At 39.6% G+C, this 24,476-nt stretch carries 21 protein-coding genes and 1 pseudogene; 14 read left to right on the top strand and 8 right to left on the bottom strand.

What is annotated here, in order from left to right; genetic code table 11:
* Nucleotides 1-9: 9 nt before the first annotated feature.
* Entirely contained in the window at nucleotides 10-426 is a 417-nt protein-coding gene (locus tag P20480_RS02025; protein WP_008132544.1) for a type IV pilin protein, read from the top strand.
* Nucleotides 427-428: 2 nt separating this feature from the next.
* Here P20480_RS02025 and P20480_RS02030 read toward each other — a convergent pair whose 3' ends face one another.
* Together P20480_RS02030 and P20480_RS02035 are read right to left on the bottom strand one after the other, a co-directional pair.
* The gene (locus tag P20480_RS02030) at nucleotides 429-956 is read right to left on the bottom strand and encodes a GspH/FimT family pseudopilin (RefSeq protein ID WP_008132543.1); all 528 of its coding nucleotides are present in this window, start codon (nucleotides 954-956) and stop codon (nucleotides 429-431) included.
* A gap of 78 nt (nucleotides 957-1,034) precedes the next feature.
* Nucleotides 1,035-1,586, bottom strand: a complete 552-nt coding sequence (locus tag P20480_RS02035) for a GspH/FimT family pseudopilin (protein WP_008132542.1) — start codon at nucleotides 1,584-1,586, stop codon at nucleotides 1,035-1,037.
* A 159-nt stretch (nucleotides 1,587-1,745) separates the two neighbouring features.
* Between P20480_RS02035 and glnB the strand changes: the two genes are divergently transcribed.
* A complete protein-coding gene (glnB, locus tag P20480_RS02040) occupies nucleotides 1,746-2,084 on the top strand; it encodes a nitrogen regulatory protein P-II (RefSeq protein ID WP_006792790.1) in 339 nt (112 codons plus the stop codon).
* A 56-nt stretch (nucleotides 2,085-2,140) separates the two neighbouring features.
* Here glnB and P20480_RS02045 read toward each other — a convergent pair whose 3' ends face one another.
* Nucleotides 2,141-2,905, bottom strand: a complete 765-nt coding sequence (locus P20480_RS02045; RefSeq protein ID WP_006792791.1) for an outer membrane protein assembly factor BamD — start codon at nucleotides 2,903-2,905, stop codon at nucleotides 2,141-2,143.
* 141 nt (nucleotides 2,906-3,046) lie between these two features.
* On the opposite strand from P20480_RS02045, the gene rluD reads away from it, so the two are divergent.
* The 3 genes from rluD to clpB all read left to right on the top strand — a co-directional run bounded on the left by rluD (nucleotide 3,047) and on the right by clpB (nucleotide 7,429).
* Nucleotides 3,047-4,024 carry a 23S rRNA pseudouridine(1911/1915/1917) synthase RluD gene (gene rluD / locus P20480_RS02050; RefSeq protein ID WP_008132540.1) on the top strand — a complete coding sequence of 326 codons (978 nt, stop codon included), beginning with the start codon at nucleotides 3,047-3,049 and terminating at the stop codon, nucleotides 4,022-4,024.
* A complete protein-coding gene (pgeF, locus tag P20480_RS02055; protein ID WP_006792793.1) occupies nucleotides 4,024-4,755 on the top strand; it encodes a peptidoglycan editing factor PgeF in 732 nt (243 codons plus the stop codon). The genes rluD and pgeF overlap by 1 nt, the downstream gene beginning before the upstream one ends.
* 97 nt (nucleotides 4,756-4,852) lie before the next feature.
* Nucleotides 4,853-7,429, top strand: a complete 2,577-nt coding sequence (gene clpB, locus P20480_RS02060) for an ATP-dependent chaperone ClpB (protein ID WP_008132539.1) — start codon at nucleotides 4,853-4,855, stop codon at nucleotides 7,427-7,429.
* Between the two features lie 64 nt (nucleotides 7,430-7,493).
* On the opposite strand, the gene P20480_RS02065 is transcribed toward clpB, so the two are convergent.
* Nucleotides 7,494-9,041, bottom strand: a complete 1,548-nt coding sequence (locus P20480_RS02065) for a methyl-accepting chemotaxis protein (RefSeq protein WP_033025867.1) — start codon at nucleotides 9,039-9,041, stop codon at nucleotides 7,494-7,496.
* A 441-nt stretch (nucleotides 9,042-9,482) separates the two neighbouring features.
* Between P20480_RS02065 and gshA the strand changes: the two genes are divergently transcribed.
* Together gshA and P20480_RS02075 are read left to right on the top strand one after the other, a co-directional pair.
* Nucleotides 9,483-11,060 (top strand): glutamate--cysteine ligase, encoded by a 1,578-nt coding sequence (gene gshA / locus P20480_RS02070; protein ID WP_008132537.1) that lies wholly within the window; start codon nucleotides 9,483-9,485, stop codon nucleotides 11,058-11,060.
* A 135-nt stretch (nucleotides 11,061-11,195) separates the two neighbouring features.
* Nucleotides 11,196-11,810, top strand: coding sequence for a transglycosylase SLT domain-containing protein (locus P20480_RS02075; protein WP_008132536.1), 615 nt, complete (start codon nucleotides 11,196-11,198; stop codon nucleotides 11,808-11,810).
* 43 nt (nucleotides 11,811-11,853) lie between these two features.
* Here P20480_RS02075 and P20480_RS02080 read toward each other — a convergent pair whose 3' ends face one another.
* Nucleotides 11,854-13,125 carry an HlyC/CorC family transporter gene (locus P20480_RS02080; protein WP_008132535.1) on the bottom strand — a complete coding sequence of 424 codons (1,272 nt, stop codon included), beginning with the start codon at nucleotides 13,123-13,125 and terminating at the stop codon, nucleotides 11,854-11,856.
* A 61-nt stretch (nucleotides 13,126-13,186) separates the two neighbouring features.
* Nucleotides 13,187-13,993 carry a cytochrome C assembly family protein gene (locus P20480_RS02085; RefSeq protein WP_006792799.1) on the bottom strand — a complete coding sequence of 269 codons (807 nt, stop codon included), beginning with the start codon at nucleotides 13,991-13,993 and terminating at the stop codon, nucleotides 13,187-13,189.
* Between the two features lie 249 nt (nucleotides 13,994-14,242).
* Here P20480_RS02085 and ffh point away from each other — a divergent pair, with 249 nt between their 5' ends.
* The 6 genes from ffh (at nucleotide 14,243) to tyrA (ending at nucleotide 19,423) form a co-directional block, all read left to right on the top strand.
* On the top strand, nucleotides 14,243-15,622 hold the full coding sequence (ffh, locus tag P20480_RS02090) for a signal recognition particle protein (RefSeq protein WP_006792800.1): 1,380 nt from the start codon (nucleotides 14,243-14,245) through the stop codon (nucleotides 15,620-15,622).
* Between the two features lie 260 nt (nucleotides 15,623-15,882).
* Nucleotides 15,883-16,131 carry a 30S ribosomal protein S16 gene (gene rpsP, locus P20480_RS02095; protein ID WP_006792801.1) on the top strand — a complete coding sequence of 83 codons (249 nt, stop codon included), beginning with the start codon at nucleotides 15,883-15,885 and terminating at the stop codon, nucleotides 16,129-16,131.
* A gap of 17 nt (nucleotides 16,132-16,148) precedes the next feature.
* Entirely contained in the window at nucleotides 16,149-16,685 is a 537-nt protein-coding gene (gene rimM, locus P20480_RS02100; RefSeq protein WP_006792802.1) for a ribosome maturation factor RimM, read from the top strand.
* Entirely contained in the window at nucleotides 16,685-17,452 is a 768-nt protein-coding gene (trmD, locus tag P20480_RS02105; RefSeq protein ID WP_033019178.1) for a tRNA (guanosine(37)-N1)-methyltransferase TrmD, read from the top strand. Before rimM ends, trmD begins: the two co-directional genes overlap by 1 nt.
* Before the next feature lie 33 nt (nucleotides 17,453-17,485).
* Complete coding sequence (gene rplS, locus P20480_RS02110) at nucleotides 17,486-17,845, top strand: 50S ribosomal protein L19 (RefSeq protein ID WP_008132530.1); 360 nt, start codon at nucleotides 17,486-17,488, stop codon at nucleotides 17,843-17,845.
* Between the two features lie 444 nt (nucleotides 17,846-18,289).
* Nucleotides 18,290-19,423 (top strand): bifunctional chorismate mutase/prephenate dehydrogenase, encoded by a 1,134-nt coding sequence (gene tyrA / locus P20480_RS02115; RefSeq protein ID WP_008132529.1) that lies wholly within the window; start codon nucleotides 18,290-18,292, stop codon nucleotides 19,421-19,423.
* 60 nt (nucleotides 19,424-19,483) lie between these two features.
* On the opposite strand, the gene P20480_RS02120 is transcribed toward tyrA, so the two are convergent.
* Complete coding sequence (locus P20480_RS02120) at nucleotides 19,484-20,641, bottom strand: chorismate mutase (protein WP_008132528.1); 1,158 nt, start codon at nucleotides 20,639-20,641, stop codon at nucleotides 19,484-19,486.
* A 359-nt stretch (nucleotides 20,642-21,000) separates the two neighbouring features.
* Here P20480_RS02120 and P20480_RS18765 point away from each other — a divergent pair.
* A pseudogene (locus tag P20480_RS18765) lies at nucleotides 21,001-24,012 on the top strand (bifunctional diguanylate cyclase/phosphodiesterase).
* A gap of 15 nt (nucleotides 24,013-24,027) precedes the next feature.
* Here P20480_RS18765 and P20480_RS02125 read toward each other — a convergent pair.
* Nucleotides 24,028-24,357, bottom strand: a complete 330-nt coding sequence (locus tag P20480_RS02125) for an SUI1 family translation initiation factor (RefSeq protein ID WP_006794680.1) — start codon at nucleotides 24,355-24,357, stop codon at nucleotides 24,028-24,030.
* Between the last annotated feature and the right edge of the window lie 119 nt (nucleotides 24,358-24,476).

Below are 24,476 nucleotides of genomic sequence, written 5' to 3'. Positions count from 1 at the left end.
GGACTAAAAATGAATAAGCAACGTGGATTTACCTTGATTGAGCTGATGATAGCGGTGGCTATTGTTGGCATTATAGCGGCTGTGGCAGTGCCCAATTACACTGAATATGTAAAGCGGGCATCAAGAGCAGAAGCTGCTGCAGCACTTTTAGATACAGCTAATAAGCAAGAGCAGTTTTTTGTTGATAACCGTGAATATACAGAAACATTTGCAGACTTAGGACTTCAAGATAAAACCGAAAATGGACATTTTGAATTATCCATTGATGTCGTTGATGGCAATGCATTTACAATAAAAGCAAAGCCAATAGCAGGTGCAGTAAAGGGTGATAACGACTGCAAGGAGTTATCTATTACCGATACAGGTCTAAAGGGTGCTAAAGGCGCTAAAGGTAACTCAGATATTGACTATTGCTGGGGCCGTTGAGTTTAATTTTTTTGACACTTATCGGTTGATTTAATTCTTATTCTGCCAGTTTGACTCACTGACAAAGCCAACCCTTCGAGGTTGGCTTTTTCATTTGGGCAGTAAATAAACGTCCCATTTTGAAAACCGTTTAATGAGCCATCAGGGCGAAACGTAATTGCAGTGCGAGGGTATTCAAGCGCATCAGCCTCATTTATTCTTTCAAAGGTACTAAGTAACAATTCATCGTCATCTAATGTTGTTGATTTATCTAGATCGATAAACAAAGACATTTGACCATCCCATTCATCTTTTGAACATTCGCCTTCGTTTAACGAGCAAAGAGTAACGTAAGTGCTATTTTCTATTGCGTAAAGTCGACCATAATTGATAGTTCGGTGCAGAAGGTTAACGTGGTTCTCTAGCCGGTTTTTGGCTAGAAAATCTGGGTAGTACCACATAGAGATTTGACTGATAATGCTTACAACAGCGAGTGTAAGCATTAGTTCAAGAAGCGTGATCCCTTTACATTTCGATATTGATAACCTCATCCCTGAAGTCCTAAATTAATTATCTTTTAATTTAGTTTAGTAAATGAAAAAAATATGACAAGCTAAATTGGTTGTTTTTTAACCGCAAGTTTTTGCACTATCACCTAAATAAAACGCCGTACCAGATTGAGAAACACTGAGGGCTTTATTGTTATCTGTGCCGTTGTTAGGACAAAAAACAAACTCTCCTGGGTTTGTTGTAATTCGGCCACTGGTATTAAACCGTAGCCGCCTTGAGTTACCTGTAAATTTAACTTTATCTTCTAGGCTAATTTTTTCCATAACGCGTAATAATGAGTCGGTAGATTTGTTGTAGTGGCCACTGTTATCAGAGTCGATAAAAACAATAATAATTTTATTCCTATCCCATCGGTTTCGGCATTGCATATTATCGTTTTGGTTTTTTACTTCACCATGTTGCGCTGCACATATTACAACTATTTCATCGGTGCTTGCAGCTTGAGAACGCGCGTAGCTAATGTTTCTTTTCAGCTCAAGTAAAAAGTTTTCAGCACGGTTTTCTTCTAACATGTCGCTACTATTCCAAAAAGCGATAGATGCTATAATGCCAACAATTGCGACGGTTACCATTAATTCTAAAAGTGTGAATCCTGATTGTTTAATCTTCATAACGATCTCATTTACAGCTAATTTTTATATTACGATTCTTATATGGCCAAAATTATATCATGGCTGATTAATTTATCACCGTAATTCAATTGCTTTGTTTGCTATGAACCTTATGATTGTCTAAAATCGTGGCATCTAAGGCTTTAAAAAGTAATTAATATGAAAAAAATAGAAGCAATTATAAAACCGTTTAAACTTGATGATGTACGCGAGGCGCTGTCAGAGGTAGGCATTAACGGCATGACCGTGAGTGAAGTAAAAGGCTTTGGTCGTCAAAAAGGGCACACTGAACTTTATCGTGGTGCTGAATATATGGTTGATTTTCTACCAAAAGTGAAGCTTGATATAGTACTTGCTGACGAAAGTGTTGATCGCGCGATTGAAGTTATTGTTAAAACTGCACAAACCGGAAAAATTGGTGACGGTAAAATATTTGTCACTGAGGTTGAGCGTGTAGTTCGTATTCGTACCGCTGAGGAAGATGAAGACGCAATCTAATTTAAGCTTAAATAGCTTAGTCAGTAAAAAGGCGCTTTAAAGCGCCTTTTTTGTATTTACTGTGTTCTTTTATTCAGCGCTTGTGCTTTTTTAGCGTTTTGACTTAATTCGGTTAAACCTAATTTTTCATAGCTTTTTTGCATCATATCAAGGGCTGCATTTAAATAACTACTTTGCGAGTAGTGTTCAACTACAAATTTACCACGGTTAGCAGCTGCTAAGTACGCTTCGCGCTCATAGTAGTATGTAGCTACTTTTAGCTCGTATCGTGCCATACGGTTTAATAACCATACTAAACGACGTTTTGCTTCAGGTGCGTAACCGCTTTGTGGAAAACGTTTTACAAGCGTTGATAAATCAGTAAAAGCAACGCGGGTTCTGTTCGCATCCCTGTCTGCTCTATCAATACCAAAGTATTCTTGGAACGCGTTTTTGTCTGCTTTAATATTTACCAAACCACGCATGTAATACATGTAATCTAGATCTTTATGATTTGGATTCAAACGGATAAAACGGTCAATGGTTGCTAATGCTTGTTCAGTGTTACCCGACTGGTAATGAGCATACACTAAATCCATTTGCACTTGTTTTGAAAATGGCCCAAATGGGTAGCGCGAATCAATCGCTGATAAAAGCTCAATTGCACGGGCATATAAGCCTGAATCTAGTGTTTCTTTTGCATCTTCGTATAAAGCTTGTGCTGATCTATTTGGTACACGTTGAATGTCTTCTTGGTCAGGTGCTGACGAACAGGCACCTAAACTAAGTACCGAAACTGAAAAAACGATGGCAAATGCACGTTTCCCTATTTTATTTATCATTTTATTTGTTACCTTCGATGTCTTCGGCTAGGCCAAGTCGGTAAAACCGAGTAAACTATACGTATTATATTATGCTTTTATTAAAAGCGATTCTAACCCAGTCGAGCAAAGCTTGCACTGGTAAATTGGGTAAAGTTACGAATGACAGAGCAAATTTCTCTTCAAGCCGAGGTTCCAACCGACTTAGGTGGTAAACGTCTAGACCAAGTATTAGCGCAATTGTTCCCTGATTATTCACGTTCACGTATAAAAACTTGGATTTTGGATGATAAAATCACCGTTGATGGCGAAATATTAAACACACCGCGTACAAAACTGTTAGGCGGTGAAGTGTTAAATGTTGAGACAATCATTGAAGCACCGCGTGAATACCTTGCACAAAATATCGACTTAAACATTGTTTATGAAGATGACCATATTTTAGTTATTAATAAACCTATGGGATTAGTGGTTCATCCTGGTGCTGGTAACCCAGATGGCACAGTGCTTAATGCATTATTACACCATTACCCTGACATTATTAATGTGCCACGAGCAGGTATTGTGCACCGCTTAGATAAAGATACAACAGGTTTAATGGTTGTTGCTAAAACAATTCAAGCGCAAACACATCTTGTTAAGGCACTACAAAAGCGTGAAAACTTCACTCGTGAATACGAAGCGCTTTGTAACGGCACTATGACAGCGGGTGGTATGGTTGAAAAACCAATTGGTCGCCATGCAACACAGCGTACTCATATGGCTGTACATGAAATGGGTAAGCCTGCCATTACTCATTACCGTGTTGCTGAAAAATTTCGTGCGCATACGCGTTTGCGCTTGCGTTTAGAAACAGGCCGTACTCACCAAATTCGTGTACACATGGCTTATTTGAACCACCCATTAATTGGTGATCAGTCATACAACGGTCGTCCGCGTCCACCAAAGGGTGCAACACCGCAATTGTTTGAACTGCTTAGAAGTTTTAAACGCCAAGCGTTACATGCGGTAAAACTAAGTATTGCGCATCCAATCACGGGCGAAATGATGACGTGGCAAGCACCTATCCCAGATGATATGGTAGAAATGACGTTAGCACTTCGTGAAGATACTCAGGCTAACCCAGATATTGATAGATAATGCAGTTGCTATCAGCAACATGGCAAAGCCTTCACAATGTGAGTACTCTCAGTACCACACGTGAAGGCGGCGTATCAAAGGCACCCTATAACGGTTTAAATTTGGGGCTTCATGTTAATGATAGCCAAGCTGACGTTTTAAAAAATCGCTCAGTATTAAATAACTTCCTTCCAAATCCAGCTATCTGGCTAAATCAAATTCACAGCGCAGATGTAATTACAGTTGATCAGCAGTTTGATTTTAATAAATTACATAATGCCGATGCACTCTATACGCGCCTAGTTGACCAACCTTTGGCTATAATGACTGCCGATTGCCTACCTATATTACTTACGAGTAATGATGGGACTGAGGTAGCGGCTATTCATGGTGGCTGGCGAGGGTTAAAGCAAGGCATTATTCAAAATACACTTAAATGCTTTAACGCTAAACCAGAAAATATATATGCTTGGCTTGGTCCGGCAATAGGGCCTGATCAGTTTGAGGTTGGTGTAGAGGTTTTTGAAGCATTTAATAGTCAATCGCCTTTATTCTCAGATGCATTCAAGCCGCACCTCAATAACAAGTATTATGCTGATATATACGGTATAGCGCGTATTTTATTATCACAGCTAGGGGTAATAACTATTGCTGGTGGTGAGTACTGTACAGTTTCTCAATCACATTTATTTTTCTCTTATAGAAGAGATGGGCAAACAGGGCGAATGGCTAGTTTGATCTGGCGCAAGTAATTAATCATTTAGCGAATATATTTTCTTTCGTACCTTGAACAAATCGTGCAACATACCCATTTATTAATCAATTAGATTTTTTAATAGGTAACCCCTCATGCGTTTAGATAGATTTACAAGTAAATTTCAATCTGCGCTTTCTGATGCGCAATCACTTGCCCTTGGCCGCGATCATCAATTTATTGAACCCGTTCACCTAATGTATGCACTCCTCCAACAGAGTGGTTCAAGCGTTCGTGCCTTGTTTGCTCAAACAGGTGTAAGTGCAGACGAGCTTAATACAAAGTTATCCCAAGAAATAGAAAAGCTATTCAAAGTTGAAGGCGTTGGGGGCGATGTACAGTTATCTAATAATATGGCTACGCTTATAAATTTATGTGATAAGTACGCTCAAAAGCGCAAAGATAAATTTATTTCTAGTGAGTTATTTGTTCTTGCTGCGTGCGATGACAAAGGCCCGCTTGGGGATATTTTGAGATCGCTTAATATCACTGCAACAAAAATAGAAAGCGCCATAAAAGCAATCCGTGGGGGTCAAAAAGTTGATGATCCGAATGCGGAAGAAACGCGCCAAGCTTTAGAAAAATATACGATTGATTTAACCGAGCGTGCAGAGCAAGGCAAGCTTGACCCCGTTATAGGTCGAGACGACGAAATACGCCGTACCATTCAGGTATTACAGCGCAGAACTAAAAACAACCCGGTACTTATTGGCGAGCCTGGAGTGGGTAAAACCGCCATAGCAGAAGGCTTAGCGCAGCGTATTATTAATGGTGAAGTACCAGAGGGATTAAAAAATAAACGTGTATTGTCACTTGATTTAGGAGCCTTGGTTGCTGGTGCTAAATTTAGAGGTGAATTTGAAGAGCGTTTAAAATCGGTTTTAAACGAGTTGGCTAAAGAAGAAGGCCAAGTCATTTTATTTATTGATGAAATTCATACCATTGTAGGTGCAGGTAAAAGCGATGGCGCAATGGATGCAGGCAATATGCTTAAGCCAGCGCTCGCACGTGGCGAGCTGCATTGTGTAGGCGCAACCACACTAGACGAATACCGTAAATACATAGAAAAAGATGCAGCCCTTGAGCGCCGTTTTCAAAAAGTATTAATCGAAGAGCCTTCAGTTGAAGACACTATTGCAATATTGCGTGGTTTAAAAGAACGTTACGAACTGCATCACTCAGTTGAAATCACCGACCCTGCAATTGTTGCTGCCGCGCAGTTATCGCATCGTTATATTAGCGACCGCCAGCTTCCCGATAAAGCAATAGATTTAATTGATGAAGCAGGTTCTTCTATTCGTTTGCAAATTGATTCGAAGCCTGAGTCATTGGACAAGCTTGAACGCCGCATTATTCAGTTAAAACTTGAAGATAATGCTCTCGCTAAAGAAAAAGATGAGGCAAGTCAAAAACGCCGCAGTGAAATGCAAGAGCTTATAACCGATCTTGACGGCCAATACCGCGAACTCGATGAAATTTGGAATGCAGAAAAAGCATCACTGCAAGGTACGCAAGTAATTAAAGCTGAGCTTGAGCAAGCTCGGCTCGACTTAGACGTTGCTCGCAGAGCAAGTGATTTACAGCGCATGTCTGAGTTGCAATATGGTCGTATACCCGAACTTGAACGCAAATTAGACTTAGCGTCACAAGCCGAAATGCAAGACATGACACTGCTTAAAAACCAAGTAGGCGAAGATGAAATTGCAGAGATACTCTCTCGTTGGACTGGTATTCCAGTGTCACGCATGTTGCAAGGTGAACGTGAAAAACTACTGCAAATGGAAGATAGATTGCACAGTAAAGTAATAGGGCAAGACGAGGCAGTTGTTGCGGTGTCTAACGCTATTCGTCGCTCCCGAGCTGGGCTTGCTGATCCAAACCGACCGATTGGCTCATTTTTGTTTTTAGGGCCAACAGGCGTAGGTAAAACAGAGCTTACTAAAGCCCTTGCTGGGTTTATGTTTGACACAGAAGATGCCATGGTGCGCATTGATATGTCTGAGTTTATGGAAAAACATTCTGTTGCCCGTTTAGTAGGTGCGCCTCCTGGGTACGTAGGGTATGAAGAAGGGGGCTACTTAACAGAAGCTGTTCGCCGTAAGCCATATTCGGTCATATTGCTTGATGAAATAGAAAAAGCACACCCTGACGTGTTTAATATTTTATTACAAGTACTTGATGATGGTAGGTTAACCGACGGACAAGGGCGTACTGTTGATTTTAAAAATACCGTAATCATCATGACCTCAAATTTAGGTTCAGATATTATTCAAGAGCAGGCGGGTAATAATGATTACGCAATACTAAAATCAAAAGTAATGGATGTATTGATCAGTGAATTCAGACCTGAGTTTATAAACCGCATTGACGAAACAGTGGTATTTCATCCGCTAGCGAATCAGCACATTAAAGAGATTGCTGATATTCAGTTAATGAAGTTACGTGAACGTTTAACTGAGATGGGGTACTTACTAGAAATTAGCGATGCGGCGCTCGATACTATTGCTGCAAGTGGGTTTGATCCTGTATACGGCGCACGTCCATTAAAGCGGGCCATTCAACAAACAATTGAAAATCCGTTGGCGCAAAAGTTACTTAATGGTGATTATATTCCGGGATGTGTCATTGTTATTGATGCTGGCAGTGATGGGTTAGTATTTACTAGCCGGTAAATAATTATAAAAACCGCTTAGTTGCCTATCTCCTGAAACTAAGCGGTTTTTTAACCTATAATGTTTATACTTTAAAAGTTAATAGCAAGTCATTTACTTTTCGTGAGCCTTCAACCAGTTCTGCTGCACCTTTAGCTACTTCAAAGCTTAAACTCAAATTGTTATCGCCAAAGGCTTTAATATCAGTCACATTGTTGCTGATATCGTTGCTCACCATTTGTTGCTCTTCTGCTGCAGACGATATTTGAATGGCTAAATGCGATATTTCACTAATTTGAGCAAAGATACCTTCTAGTTCCACTTGCGTTTTTTCTGTAGTGCTTACGCAATTATCGGCTTGCTCTTTTGTGTCTTGCATCACTTTTGACCAGCTAAATAAAGTATCTTGTATTTCTTTTATTGAGCTGTGAATTTGTGTTGTAGCACTTTGTGTACGAGACGATAAAGTTCTTACTTCATCGGCAACGACAGCAAACCCTCTGCCATGCTCACCCGCTCTAGCTGCTTCTATTGCTGCGTTAAGTGCAAGTAAGTTTGTTTGATCTGCAATGCCTTCTATTTCACTCATTACTTGACCAATCTTATCAGCTTCTGAGGCCAAGCTACTTGCGGTGGTTGCTGCATGCTCAACTTGCACTGCTAGTTCAGAAATCATATTACTATTATCAGCAATGTGTATTTTGATTTCAGAGCAACTGCTATGCGTTGCGTTTACTTTATCTGCCGTTTCAGCTGTGTTTACTGAAATTTCGCCAATGGTCGATCCCATTTGAGTCATCGCAGATGCAATCTGTTCCAAGCGCTCACCCTGAGAAGCAATTCCTTGCTCTGTAAGTGTTGATTGTTTGTCTAAATTAGTCGCAATACTATTAAAATTAAGAGTTGAATCTTTCATTCGCCCAAGTACAGTACGCAACTTGGCATTTAGCAGTTGTTCTTTGAAGTCACTAACGCTGTGGGCTGTGGTACCGCTGTATATATAGCGAGAAACAGAGTCCGATTTAGCTTTATGCTCGCGCAATATTTTAGGGGTTGCAACAAGCTCATCGTAATTTAGGGCGATTACTAATATACAAACAATAACATTAAGTAAAGCAATGGCTATTGGAGCAAATACTAAAGAGCTTATTAACCAAAGTAACACACACGCTATGGTGATACTCTGCCTAACTCCAGTTTGTTCGCGAATACTGAACAATGATTTATTAGCATTAAGGGTGTTGTATAAGCTTTGCGCTTTATTTTTGAGTGCTTGACTCGGTTTTGTTCTTACTGATTGGTAGCCAACCAGCTGGCCATGTTCAAAAATTGGCGTAACAAAAGCGTCAACCCAATAGTAACGGCCATCTTTACAGCGATTTTTTACCATGCCGCGCCAAGAGTGACCTTGTTTTAATGTTTCCCACATTTCTTTGAACGCTGCTTTAGGCATATCTGGGTGGCGAACTATATTATGGTTTTTGCCAACAAGCTCTTGTATTGAGTAACCAGCAACTGTACAAAATTCTGTATTAGCGTAGGTAATAACACCGCGTAAATCGGTTGTTGAAACAAGCTCTTGTGACTCATCAAAATGAACTTCTTCATTAATTAATGTTTTATTACTGTGCATTGCATTCACTATCATCCTTTTTAATTAACTGAAGTATATTCAGTTATTTACACAAAGCAAAATTAAAGCTCGATTATGTTTATATTGACGATGAATTGAATGCTTTATTGATCTATATCAAGATTTCTGTGGTTAATAACGTCAGCGAAATAAAATTGAATTCTTTAATCGAAATAACAGATCTCCTATCCGCATTGGTTTAATGCTTCATTGCATACCGTGTTATTAGTAAATACCTTCGTAAAGCAATTGTATAAAGTAAATAGCAATGGCAAGATTACAACATAATTTTACGAAAATAGTTAAATCAAGCGTATGCTCAAATTAGGGATTTTAAGACTAATTGAAAAAACTAAATGGTTCTTAACAATTTAATCTTGAGTAATCGGTAATTAGCCCCCATAACCGTATGATTACGCCACGTGGCCCGAGGAAATATTTTTGACAACACAAGATCTAACAAATGCGCTTAACGCGTTATCGACTGGTGAACACCAAAACGCAATTAAAGGCATTAAACGTGGCATTGAACGAGAGTCGCTAAGAATACAAAGCAACGGTGCTATATCTCCTACAGGTCATCCTAAAGGGGTAGGGAGTGCACTAACCAATGGCCATATAACGACTGACTTTTCTGAATCTTTACTTGAATTTATTACACCGGTTAGCGAGTCATCAACGCAAACATTAAAGCAACTGCGCGATCTTCAAAAGTTCACGCTTGAAAATATGGGTGACGAACTGCTTTGGCCTATCAGTATGCCGTGCTTCATCAACCACCAAGACGATATCGTACTTGCTCAGTTTGGTAGCTCGAATATAGGTAAAATGAAAACGCTTTACCGTGAAGGGTTAAAAAATCGATACGGCAGTATGATGCAGGCTATTGCTGGCGTGCATTTTAATATCTCTTTTCCAGAGTCACTTTGGAAGTCTCTGCACTCGTTAAAGCAAAGTAATACGAGCTTGCAGGATTTTATATCTGATGGTTATTTATCGCTGATAAGAAACTTCAAACGCGAGCTGTGGCTTATTAGTTATATGTTTGGCGCATCGCCGGCCCTGTGTAACTCATTTTTGCAAGGTCGTAAAACAGATTTACCGTTTAAAAAGTTAGGTAAAGGTACCTTGTACTTAGAGGTCGGCACTGCACTGCGTTTAGGTAACTTAGGTTACACAAACAGCGCACAATCGTCCTTGCGTGTCATGTATAACTCGCTTGATGAATATGTTGCTGGTTTGAAAAAGGCCATCAATACGCCATCAGATATATACAGCGACATTGACGACTACACTAGCGAACAGCCAAAACAGTTAAATAAAAATATTCTGCAAATAGAAAATGAATTTTATTCGCCAATTCGCCCTAAACGTAATGCGAATAGTGGTGAGACGCCAACAGATGCACTATTGAGAGCGGGTATAGAATATGTTGAAATTCGTGCATTAGACGTAAACCCATTTAGTGAAGTGGGTATCGATATAGAGCAAATTCACTTTTTAGATGTATTTTTAACGTATTGCTTATTAAAAGATTCACCAAACATGGATTGGAAAGAACAGGCTCGCAGTACTGAAAATTTAGATGCGGTTGTAAATCAGGGGAGAGAGCAAGGGTTGATGCTCAACGATAATAATACTCCGCGTAGCCTGCAATCTTGGGGGAATGAAATATTTGCTCAATTGACTGATGTTGCAAAGTGGATGGATAAAGCTTACGGCGTAAGTTATTACTCTGAAACAATTGAGCGAATGAGCACGTGGGTTAATGATCCTTCGCTTACTTACTCTGGACGATATGTAGCAAAACTAAAAGAGTCAGGTTTAGACAATGGTCACTTTGCCTTAGACTTAGCAAATAAGTATAAGCAAAGCCACATAGACACAGATTACAGTGAGTTTTTAAAGCCGTGGCTCGAGCAGCAAGTTGAGCAGTCAAATGAAGCGCAGCGTAATATAGAAAATGCAGATGCGCAGTCGTTTACAGCGTTTTTAGATGAGTATTTTCATAAAAACTGATAGCCAACATACACGCAAAAAAAACGCAGCCTAATATGGCTGCGTAAATAATATTCAGGGATGAAACAATGCTATACGGCTGCATTAATCATTACGACCGACACTTCTTATAAAAGTTCAGTGAGAACACAAAAAATGAACAAAAAAGCACTTATTTTATCTCTCACTCTCGCTTTTTCCCTTGCCGGGTGTGCTACAGCGCCACCTAAACAGCCAAATGATCTTTGTAAAATTTTTGAAGAAAAGCCTGATTGGTATTTTGATGCAAAAGACGCGCAAGACAAGTGGGGCTCTCCTAAACATGTACTCATGAGCATGATGTATCAAGAAAGTTCGTTTAAGCACGATGCAGCTCCGCCTATGGAATATTTTTTATGGATTATACCAACAGGTAGAGCAAGCTCAGCCTACGGTTATTCACAAGCTAAAACGCCTACTTGGGCTGATTACGTTCGTGAAACAGGTAACAGCGGAGCAGATAGGGATGACTTTGATGATGCAATCGACTTTATGGCGTGGTTTGTTTATAAAACGCATAAAGTAAACGGCATTTCAAAATGGGATGCTTACGCTCAATATCTTAATTATCATGAAGGCTGGGGCGGGTATAAACGTGGCACATATAAGAAGAAAAAATGGTTAATGAGCGTAGCCAACAAAGTAAAAAATAGAGCAAGTCGTTATGGCACGCAATTAAAGCGATGTGAAGATGAGCTTGATAAAGGCTGGTTGGAGCGATTATTTACTTAATCGCACAACAGCGTAAATAAGGAGCCTTATGGCTCCTTATTTGTTATTGACGAGTACGTTTTTTAGGTTGTATTTTAACCTGTTTAATCATGTTTTCTTTTACTTCGAGTACTTCTAATGGGTATCCCGCAATACGTAAACTGATATTTGCGTCAGGAATATCTTCTAAATATTCAACAATTAAGCCGCTTAATGTTTTAGGGCCATCAAGAGGAAAGTCCCATTCCATTTCTTTATTTAAGTCACGGACGTTTGCGCCACCATCTACAATAAACGAACCATCAGGTTGTGTTGTCACTTCTTCACTTGGCGTACGTGTTTGAGTGGTCGTGAAATCGCCCACCACCTCTTCTAAAATGTCTTCAAGGGTTACTAGGCCTTGAATATCGCCGTATTCATCAACAACTATACCAATTCGCTCTTTTGATTGTTGAAACTTAAATAGTTGTGTATTTAACGATGTGCCTTCGGGGATAAAGTAAATTTCGCGAACTGCACGCAATAGTGACGGTTTGTCAAATTGCTCTTTTGTTAAAAGTCGCAGCGCATCACGTGAGTGAATAAAACCGACAGCATCATCAATATTATCGCGATACAACAAAACACGTGTATGTTGTGCATGTGTTAGCTGGCGGCTAATTACTTTCCAATCGTCGTTTATATCAATCGCCACAATTTCGTTACGTGGAATCATAATATCTTCAACAGTAACTTGTTCTAGATCTAAGATAGAAGTCAGCATGCTTTGGTGACGAGCAGGTAATAAAGCACCTGATTCGTTCACGACTGTTTTTAATTCTTCTTTGCTCATGCTGTGCTCATCGATTTGAGCTGCACTAATACCAAATAAACGTAATATGCCGTTAGTTAGCCAGTTAACAACTACAACAAACGGAAACATGATTTTCAGCAAGCCTTTAAGTATCACTGAGCTTGGAAAGGCTACTTTTTCAGGGTAAAGGGCTGCGAGTGTTTTAGGTGTTACTTCAGCGAATATAAGCACAACCAAGGTAAGTACACCAGTTGCTATTGCGATACCTAAATCACCGTATAAGCGGATACCTATAATAGTGGCAACTTGAGCTGCGGCTATATTTACTAGGTTGTTACCAATTAAAATGAGGCCAATAAGCCTATCGGGACGGCTAAGTAATTTACTGACTCGTTTAGCTGCACGGTGATCTTGCTTTGCAAGATGTCGCAGGCGTATACGATTGATTGACATAATCCCAGTTTCAGAACCAGAAAAATAAGCAGAAAAAAGTACCAATAATCCTAACGTGATAAACAGGGTACTTGTCGATATGTCGTCCAACGATGGATCCTTTTTTTATAAATCAATGCGTATTAAGCTAGAGTGAGCAACTAGAGTCAAGTTAAAACTTGTTTAGTACGACTTCTTGTACAAAACGGCTGCCAAAATAAGCTAATGTGAGGACAAATGCTGCAACCATGATGGTAATTACCACAGGTTTACCACGCCAACCTTGTTTAATATGGCCAAGAGCGACTACAACAAAAATAGCCCATGCCACCAACGAAAGTATGGTTTTATGAATAAACTCTTTGGCAAACATGCCATCGAGGAATACAAACCCGCACACGAGTGCAATTGTAAGCAGCGCAGTACCAAGATTAAGCAGTTGATAAAGCTGGCGCTCAACAACCATCAATGGAGGTAAATGGCTATGCACAATGGCGAGATCTTTGCGCTTAAGGCGTTTATCTATAAAGTAAAATTGCACGCCGTATAAGGTTGCAATAATTAAGATACAGTAAGCGAGTAGGGAAAGTGATATATGGGCAACCAAACCAAGCTCAACATCTATACTTTGCAGCAATATATGATGGGGTATAAATAAGCTTGCAACAGATAAAAGCGCTGCAAAGCCATACACTACGGGCAATAATAAAGTGGCTGGAAATTTTAAGGAGACAGCTGTTACAGACACAACAATAACCCAACAGGTTAGCAGTGCGACATTTACAATGCTTAGATCTTGACCGTCAGAACGAAACACCGAGTTCACCAATAACAACATATGCGCCAATATAGCGACGGTACTCAAGATAACAGTTACTTTTTGGTTTGGGCCTTGTTTATGAAAAAGCCGTGAAAGCACGTGTGACGTCGCTAACACATAAAATAAACTGGTGATAATAGTTAAACTGATGATCAGCATTTTGCTTGGGCCACTTAATTTGAGTCAAAAAATCCTTGCAAGTACAAACGTATTGTATTTTATAGCAACGCAAATGAATAGACCTTAAAAAAGAAACTTAATTCACTGCACTTGAACACTGTATTGTCCACCACTATTTACGGTATACTGTTTTTAATTCAAATTTAATAATATCAATGTCATTAGTCGAGCTAGTAGCTAAATCGGCTGAGTAATTAAATTGGTATAACGTTTTATCGGAACCGATACATGTTTGAGAATCTCCAAGAACGATTAGGTAAAACCTTAAAAAATATCAGTGGCCGTGGCCGCCTAACAGAAGACAACATAAAAGATACTCTTCGCGAAGTGCGCATGGCCTTTTTGGAAGCCGATGTGGCTTTGCCAGTTGTTCGCGATTTTGTAAAGCAAGTTAAAGAACGTGCAGTGGGTGTTGAGGTAACTAAAAGCTTAACGCCTGGGCAAGTGTTTGTAAAAATTGTGCGTGAAGAGCTTGAAAAAGCGATGGGCGAAGCAAACGAAGAGCTGAGCTTAAACGCACAACCGCCAGCAGTTGTTATGATGGCTGGTTTGCAAGGTGCCGGTAAAACGACCAGTGTTGGTAAACTTGCTAAGTTTTTAAAAGAGCGCAAGAAAAAATCAGTGCTTGTTGTTAGTGCCGATGTTTATCGTCCTGCAGCAATAAAACAGCTTGAAACGTTAGCCACAGAAGTTGATGTAGATTTCTTTCCAAGTGATATTTCACAAAAGCCTGTTGATATTGCTACTGCGGCTATTACACACGCTAAAAAGAAATTTATTGATGTTGTATTAGTTGATACTGCGGGTCGCTTGCATGTGGATAGCGACATGATGGATGAAATTAAAGATCTTCATTCAGCTATCAACCCAATTGAAACATTATTTGTTGTTGATGCTATGACGGGTCAAGATGCGGCAAATACTGCAAAAGCATTTGATGAAGCTCTGCCACTTACTGGTGTGATATTAACTAAAACAGATGGTGACGCCCGAGGCGGTGCTGCTTTATCTATTCGTCATATTACAGGTAAACCCATTAAGTTTATGGGTGTGGGTGAACGTACAGACGCACTTGAACCTTTCCACCCTGACCGAATAGCATCGCGAATTTTAGGCATGGGTGATGTACTTTCATTAATCGAAGAAGTCGAAATGAAAGTGGATAAAGAGCAAGCTGCTAAAGTTGCCGAAAAAGTATTTAAAGGCGCAGGCTTTACGCTGGATGACTTTGCTGACCAGTTAAAGCAAATGAAAAATATGGGCGGCATGATGTCGATGCTTGATAAACTCCCTGGCATGTCTAATTTACCTGACGCGGTAAAAGGTCAGATGGGTGATAAAACCTTTATTCAAATGGAGGCTATCATCAGCTCTATGACAAAACAGGAGCGAGCTCGTCCAGAAATCATTAAAGGGTCGCGTAAAAAACGTATTGCAGCAGGTTCTGGTACACAGGTACAAGAGATCAATAAGTTGCTTAAACAATTTACGCAGATGCAAAAAATGATGAAAAAAATGAAAGGTAAAGGCGGTATGCAAAAAATGATGCGCGGTATGAAAGGCATGTTGCCACCGGGCATGATGGGCGGCGGCGGTCCAAAATTTTAGATTTTTAGTAAGCGTTGCACTTTAATTAATCACAACGCATACAAAAAAGGAGCAAATTGCTCCTTTTTTGTTGAATAATTTATGCACTCTGTACTGCATTAACTCTAATTTTTAGCCTAGATCACGGTTTAACCTACTAAACTGGCTTTTTGCTTCACTTCTTACTTGCGTTATTGCTAAAAACTCGTACAATTCACCGGCTCCCCATACTGGGGAGTAAATCTTATTAATGAAAACAGTCAATCTATTTAGAGGACGGTATGGTAACTATTCGTTTGCAACGTGGTGGCGCTAAAAAACGCCCTTTCTATCAAATTGTGGTTGCGGATAGCCGTTTCTCGCGTGACGGTCGCTTCATCGAGAAAGTTGGTTTCTTTAACCCAATCGCTTCGGGTCAGGAAGAAAAACTTCGCTTAGATTTATCTCGTGTAGATCACTGGGTAGGTCAAGGCGCAGGTCTTTCAGATCGTGTAGCTAAATTAGTTAAAGACGCTCGTAAAGCGGCTTAATAGGCGTAAGTGTAACCATGAGTCAAGAGAACACCTCATCAATAATTGTCGTAGGAAAGCTCGGCGCCCCTTATGGTATAAAGGGCTGGCTTAAGGTACATTCATTTACTGATGATCCCGCAGGGATCTTCGATTTCAGCCCGTGGTTGATAGGGCAACAAGGTAAATGGCAGTCCTTAGAAGTGGTCGACTGGCGTCGCCACAACAAAGGCTTTATCGCTAAATTTGCGCAAGTAAACGATCGAGACGAAGCAATGGCTTATACCCATGCAGAAATCTCAATGGATGCAACGCAATTACCAGAACTACCGCAAGGTGAGTTCTATTGGCGAGATCTCATTGGCATGTCGGTTGTAACTGATAAAGGTTATAACTTAGGCACTGTTGATGACTTGATGGAGACAGGGTCAAATGATGTACTGGTTGTGAAAGCAAACAGTAAAGATGCATTTGGTCAATCGGAGCGTTTAATACCTTTTTTAACTGATTCAGTTATCAAAGATGTTAAATACGACGTAAAAGAAATTACCGTAGACTGGGATCCTGGGTTTTAATGACTCAAACTAGTTCATTGTGGGTTGGGGTGATAAGCCTTTTCCCGGACATGTTTGACGCAATTACCCAACAAGGGGTTACTGGTCGCGCAGTAAAAAATGGGTTAATTAATTTTAACTGCTGGAATCCACGTGACTATGCTTTAGATAAGCACAGAACTGTAGATGATCGTCCTTACGGGGGCGGACCAGGTATGTTAATGATGGTTAAACCATTGGAAAAAGCTATTCTTGACGCTAAAAAAGCGGCAGGTGATGGTGCTAAAGTAATTTATATGTCCCCACAAGGGCGCAAACTTGATCAGCAAGGGGCTAGCGAACTCGCTAACTCTGACAAACTGATTTTGATTGCCGGTCGATATGAAGGTATAGATGAGAGAATAATAGAGTCATACGTTGACGAAGAATGGTCAATTGGTGATTTTATTTTGAGTGGTGGTGAACTACCTGCCATGACATTAATTGACGCAGTAGCGCGATTGGTGCCTGGCGTGTTAGGTCATAACCAATCAGCAGAGCAAGATTCATTTTCGGATGGCTTGCTAGATTGCCCTCACTACACACGACCAGAAACATTGGACGACAAACAAGTTCCTGCTGTATTACTCAGTGGTAATCACCAAGCGATAGCAAGGTGGCGGCTTAAGCAGTCATTAGGCAGAACTTGGATACGACGTCCTGACTTGTTGCATAACCTAGCTCTGACTGAGGAGCAAGCGGTATTACTCGCAGAATTTCAGCAAGAGTACCAAAAAGCTTGTGGCTAGAAGACAGTTACACCTAGGAAAGTGAGAAACATAATGGCAAAAGTAAACCAAAATATTATTAAAGCGCTTGAAGAAGAGCAGCTTAAAACAGACGTACCTGCATTTGGCCCTGGTGATACAGTGGTTGTACAGGTAAAAGTAAAAGAAGGTGCTAAAGAGCGTCTACAGGCCTTTGAAGGTGTTGTAATCGCTAAGCGTAATCGTGGTCTTCACTCAGCATTCACAGTTCGTAAAATCTCGAACGGTGAAGGTGTTGAGCGTGTATTCCAAACGCACAGCCCTCTTATCGATAGCGTAACAGTTAAGCGTCGCGGTGCAGTTCGCCGTGCTAAGCTTTACTACTTACGTGAGCGTTCTGGTAAATCTGCACGTATTAGAGAAAAACTTAACTAATACGCGCTGTTTATCAACGCAAAAAACGGGTTGCAGTCTTCGGATTGCAACCCGTTTTCGTTTTTAAGCGGTCTAGATTTTTATTGTAATGTTAAGTGGCGCAGGCAATATTAGGTATTTGAAATAGATTGACTCAAAAAACGTTTCTTTTTTTATGAACTGCAGCTTCGGTTTAAAACGTTTTACTGTTCCTACGCTATGAGGTTATCGATATTTAGCTCACTACAAAAAACTAAAGACTCATTGATCATTCCCTACAAAAGCTTCTGAGATGTTGCCCATAATCTGACTGATAACATAAATTCACCCTTGGTTTTAACCTTGCTATATGCGATCAGCCCTTTTAACGTCTAACGTATCCTGTTAGTATTTATCGTATTGATTAGTTTACTTTTATGTAAATATAAATTTACGAAATTTGATTTTTTCAAGGTGGGATTGGACGTGGCAAATATAAGTGATTTGGCCCAACTAAGACAAGGTATAGATGAATGCGATGCGCAGCTTGTTGCCTTATTAGCTAAACGCAATGGTATTACCCAAAAAATTGGTGAAATCAAACAGCAAACAGGTGCGCCTTTACATGCACCAGAGCGTGAAGCTGAATTACTAGCTGCTAGGCGCCAAGAAGCGATTAATCAAAATGTAAGTCCCGATCTAGTTGAAGATATTCTCAGGCGGATGATGCGTGAAGCATATCAAAACCAACAGGCTAAGTTAGCGTGTGCAGCGCCATCACTTTCACCTATTGTTATTGTGGGCGGTCAAGGGGCGATGGGGCAGTTATTTGCCCAACAATTTATGCGCTCAGGTTATGACGTCAAAATATTAGATAAAGAGCAGCAAGATGATGCCCAAAGCATTTTAACCGGTGCAAAACTGGTCATGATCAGTGTACCTATTAATGCCTTAGAGTCTGTAGTTGCTAAACTACCAAAACTAGATGATGACTGTTTGCTCGTAGATATTACATCAGTAAAGCAATCGCCAATTAAAGCATTAAAAGCAGCTCATAGTGGTCCAGTTGTTGGTTTACACCCTATGTTTGGGCCTGATATTTCACATTGGGTAAAACAAACGGTAGTTGTATGTGAGGGCAGAGAGCATAAGGCGGCAAAAGGGCTATTAGAGCAGTTACAAGTGTGGGGGTGTCAGCTTGTAGAGCTAGATGCTAAAAAACACGATGAAGCCATGCAAATAATTCAGGTAATGCGACATTTAACAACGTTTGTTTATGGGCAGTTTTTAGCAAAGCAAAGCCATACTTTAGCAGAGTTACGAAGTTGCTCGTCGCCGATATATCAATTAGAGCTAATGATGGTAGGGCGTTTGTTTGCGCAATCACCTGAGCTTTATTCCGATATAATGTTGGCTCAGTTTGATGACGTTGAAAATTTGTTAGCTCAATACCAAGATACCTTTGCACAAACGCTTGAAAAGCTTAGGGTAGGTGATAAAGCAGCCTTAATGGAGGCATTTGCAGATGCTAAATCATATTTTTCAGACTCAACTGCGCATTTTTTAACACAAAGCCGCAGTTTACTTAATAAAGCGAATGACGCTAAGGTACTCGACTAGTTTTACATCAAATAAATGTAAAGGGGGCACATTTTTTGCCCCCTTTTGAATAGCCTATATTTAAGTATTCACACTAACAGCTTGTAATGTTTCACTTTGATAGCAACCTAATATACGCACATATTGGGTATGTTCTTTAAGTTCCTCTAGCGCTTCTTTTACTTGGGTATCAGCCAAGTTTGCTTCTAAATCAACATAAAATACTTCTTCCCACGGGTTGCCTGGGGTAGGGCGTGATTCCAGTTTTACCAAGTTTATTTTGTGTTGCTTGAAAATCATCAGTGCATCAGCAAGTGAGCCGGCTTGTTGTTTGGTCGACATGATCAAGCTGGTCTTCGTTGGTATTTGATTCGACACATGCAAAGGCTTACGCGCTACGACTATAAAGCGGCTGTGGTTTTCGCTTTGATTAGCTAAGTTTGATTTAATAACTTCAAGGCCTACATTTTTACCAGCTTGAGCGGAGCCAATTGCAGCACTATTTGGTGTGCTGAGCGCAGATTGAAGCGCTGAAGATGTTGAGTCACATGTTTCATGCTGCAAATCCCCTAACCCTTGTAAAAAGCGGCTACATTGTGCGAAGGGTTGTGGATGAGCAAATACTTTTGTGAGCTGTTCAAGTTGTGTATCAGGTTTAGCTAATAAGCAATGCTCAACACTGTGTGTCACTTCACCAACAATAGATACTTGTGCGTGTTGTAGTAAATCAAATACTTCGTTAATACTGCCTGAGCTGGTATTTTCAATAGGAAGTAATCCAAAGTCTGCTTGCCCGCTTTCTACCTTGGAGGTGATTTCTTCAAACGATGAACATCCAATTTCAACGAGTTTGCCGGGGCGACGGCTAAAGTACTTATGGCAAGCAAGTTGGCTATATGAGCCTTGCCCACCTAAATAAGTAACACGGTGTGTTTCGCTTAATGCATCAGGGTTTAGGTTTTTTTGCAGCATTGCTTGCTGGTGTAATACGGAGTCTTCTAGAATTGTTTGAAAAACATTGTTTACATAATACGCATCTAAGCCAAGCGACTTGCCATAACCAATTAATTTTTCTAGTAGTGCTAGTTCACGGGCTTCATCACGAATAGGCTTGTTATTTGCAATTTTATATTCAACAACACCATGACTAATACGGCGCCGTTTAGCTAGGAGTACGAGTAAGTCAGAGTCTATTTCATTTATATCATGTCTTAATGTGTTTAATACATCGTTGGTCATTTTGGGGTTCCTCATTCCAAAAGTCATCTGCGTAAATGCAGCATATACAAAAAAGCCTCCCGGTTGGGAGGCTTTACTATTCGATTGATTTATCTCACAAACAGGCCAGCCTCTTTTATTTAAAGAAGCTAAAAAAAGAAAAAATAATGCGAGAATAAAATATGTTCATGCAGTTAATGTATGGAGAGTTAGGGGTAATGTCAATAACATACTTTACTAAGATAGTGCTTAAGTATTGATTATTTCAACTTTTGTAATTTTTTTATAAAGTTTACAAAAAATTTATAATAATGAATTTGAATCTGGTATATTTCATTAACAGCTAAATAATAACAACTATTAATAATTAAGGTTGGCTTGTGCTATATAGACGCCCTCCATCGCGTTTTGGAATAAACTCTTTAAGTGTGAAATTGTCGTTACTCATATCCTCAATTTGTTTAATTGCGGGTGTTTGTGCTGCTTTTTTTATGCTTAAATCTGAGGAAAAGCAGCTGGTTTTTGAAGAGCACGAAGTACTAAAAAGCTCGACCGATTTATTAGTAAGGCAATTTAAAGAACGAATAGAAACAAAAGTTAACATTGCTAAGCAAGCTAACAACATAGTTAATGAGCAGTTATTTCAAAAAAACTCCCCAATTGATCTAACCAGTAAAGCACAATTACAGTTTAATAGTGATGGCACTATTCGAAGCGCTTCATCGGATGGTTTATCTGCCGCGTTTTTACCACAAGAAAAGTTCACACCTTTTTACAAACAGTTATTTAATAACTCTGAAGCACTATGGGATGTTATCTCACCAACATTAGTTTATGACTTCTACAATTTTTACCTTATAACCAATGATGACTTTATCAGAATATCGCCACCTAATTGGGCGTTAAATGCTCCTGCTGATTTTCGAGTAAGCGGTGGTTCAACTTATAAGTATGTTCGCGAAAGTTTAGGAAACTCTGTAGAACCTGAATGGTCAAAGGTTTACTACGATAGAGTATGGCATGATTGGGTGATCAGTTTACTGGTCCCTATTTATTCGAATAATGAATTTATAGGGGTTACAGGCAGTGATATTACGCTTAATAAACTCGTGTCTTTTCTACCTATAGGAGACAAAGAAAAAACTTAACTTGTTTTTGATAGTAAAGGCCAATTATTAGCCCACCCAGATTTGAGTACTTCATTACTTGCTGAATACGGAAAAAATAATAAAAAAGTGGCTATGGACGAGTTTGTAAACCCTCAGCTCAAGTCAATTATTAGTGAGGCAATTGCGACAAAGCTTCCAGAATATGCAAGTTCTTTTTTACAAAATGACGAGGCACACTTAATCAATATTCAAAAAATTGATCAGCTAGATTGGTACATAGGGGTTTATAAAAAGCGTTCTTCTACATTGTCTGCTCTGCAAGATTTGAAACTTAAGTTTTTTGGTCTTTTTATTCTTTACGCTATTTTAGTTGCCTTGTTATTGCATCAAGCCTTGCAGCATCTTGTGTTACGCCGATTGCATTCACTTGTTTATGCGGTATCAAGCTTTGGTCAGGGCAAACTAGATACTCAATTTCCAGAAGAGAACAAAGACGAAATTGGTACGCTTATCGGTTCGTTTAAAGATATGACGGTTGAAATTCGTAAATTAATAGATGGACTTAACCAGCGAATAACTGAAAAAGAAATAGCCGAAAAAGCAGCTAATCGATTATCAAAAGCAGTCGCTTTCTCTGGCACAGGTGTTGTTATAACTGACGAGAACTTTGTTATCGAATACGTTAATCCCAAAATGTTAGAGATGACAGGTTATCCAGAGAGTCATTTCACTCGAGCGCCACTTTTAAACATTATTGCGTCTGATATGGCTATTTTGGTTGAAGATATTGATATAGACCTACGTAGTCGTAACTATTGGCGCGGTGATACGTTAATTGAAAGCAAAGACAAACAGCCTATTTGGGTTTCATTGAGCGTTTCACCGATACGAGAGGAAGGCGGTAATATCACAAGTTATGTTGCTTCCGCACAAGATATCTCGTTTGTTAAAGAAAGCCAGCGCAAAATGGAACAGCTCGCTTATTTTGACACGCTAACAGGTTTAGCAAACAGAACCTTCTTCAGAATGCAGTTACGCAAATCTCTTGCGCTTGCAGAACGTGGTCATTATGCATTTTCACTTTTTTACTTTGATTTAGATGAATTTAAGCGAATTAATGACACCCTTGGACATGACGCAGGCGATCAATTATTAATACAGGTTGCGAATAGACTGAAGAAGCGCCTAAGATCGGAAGATACGATTGCACGTTTAGGCGGCGATGAGTTTGCAGTATTACTCAGTGGAATTGAAAGCCAAGAACACGCAACCGATGTGGCAAATACAATCCAGCAAACGCTTAATATGCCTATTATGCTAGGAAATAACGAGGTAATTATAAGCGCGAGTATTGGTATTACTATGGCGCCATATGACAGCCTCGAAGAAGATCAATTATTAAAGCACGCGGATTTAGCAATGTATGAGGCCAAAGAGAAAGGGCGTAATACGTTCCACTTTTATAGCCAAGAGCTAAATGCAGCCGCAAATGAGCGATTATTTATTGAAAACGAGCTGCGTATTGCGTTAAAAGAAGATCAGTTTGTGGTTTTTTATCAGCCGCAGATAGATAGCCGTACTCAAAAGGTTGTAGGATACGAGTCATTATTGAGATGGTTCCACCCAACAGAAGGTTTAATACCGCCAGATAAGTTTATTCCTATAGCTGAGGCGACAGGACTTATTGTTGAATTAGGTGAGTGGGTATTACAGGAGTCATGTAATTTCGTTGTGAGATTAACAGAGCAAAACCGTGAAAATAACGTATCGATTAACTTATCTGCTCGCCAATTTAAAGATTCGAATCTTGTGCCGACCCTAAGTAAGATGATTATTACATCGGGCGTATCGGCTAAACGATTACATTTAGAGTTAACTGAAAGCATGTTGATGGGGAACGTAGAGGCTGCTATTGCTCAACTTCATGAGCTAAAAGCACTAGGTATTTCTATCTCAATTGATGATTTTGGAACGGGGTATTCTTCGCTTAGTTATTTAAAACGCTTCCCGGTAGATATACTCAAAATAGATCGTTCATTTGTGCAAGATATCCCAGAAGATAGCAATGATATGGAGATTACTGCCGCTATTATAGCAATGGCTCAAAAGCTTAATTTAGATGTGGTTGCTGAAGGGGTAGAAACCATAGAACAAGTTGAGTTTTTACAAAACAACAACTGTTTTATAGTGCAAGGTTATTATTACAGTCGCCCAATCCCTGAGTCTGATTTACCAGATTTATATTTAAAGCTGGGTGAAGTACCATTTAAAAAAGTAATGTAGATTTATAATTGCGGGTTAACCACCCGCAATTTTCACTTTAAACTTTAAGCCCTCTAAAATTGCTTTTAACTTATCTCGGTCATCGCCTTGGACTTCTATAACGCCTTCTTTTACAGCGCCACCTTGGCCCATTTTACTTTTTATTGTTTTAGCTAACTTTTTTAAGTCATGATCTTTGGGGTCTATGCCAACAACAAGCATTACGCCTTTACCTTTACGGCCTTTTGTTTGACGCTCAATACGAACAAAACCATCTTTGAAAAGCTTAATATCAAGCTCTTTTTCTGGTTTTGGCTGGTCAATACGTCCAGTGCTTGTTGAATATACTAAGTGACTATCTGTCATGGTTTACCTTATTCAGTCAAAATGTATTAAGTAATGGCGTAAATGATAGCAAATTTGCTGTTGTGTGTTTTTCTTTTTGCTAAATACTTTTAACAGGTTATATTTAGTCAAAGATACAT

Origin of the sequence: Pseudoalteromonas sp. BSi20480 (assembly GCF_000241365.1) — a bacterium.
Taxonomy (GTDB): domain Bacteria; phylum Pseudomonadota; class Gammaproteobacteria; order Enterobacterales; family Alteromonadaceae; genus Pseudoalteromonas; species Pseudoalteromonas marina.
The sequence above is the reverse complement of the archived record's forward strand: the minus strand, read 5'-3'. Positions and strand labels throughout refer to the sequence as shown.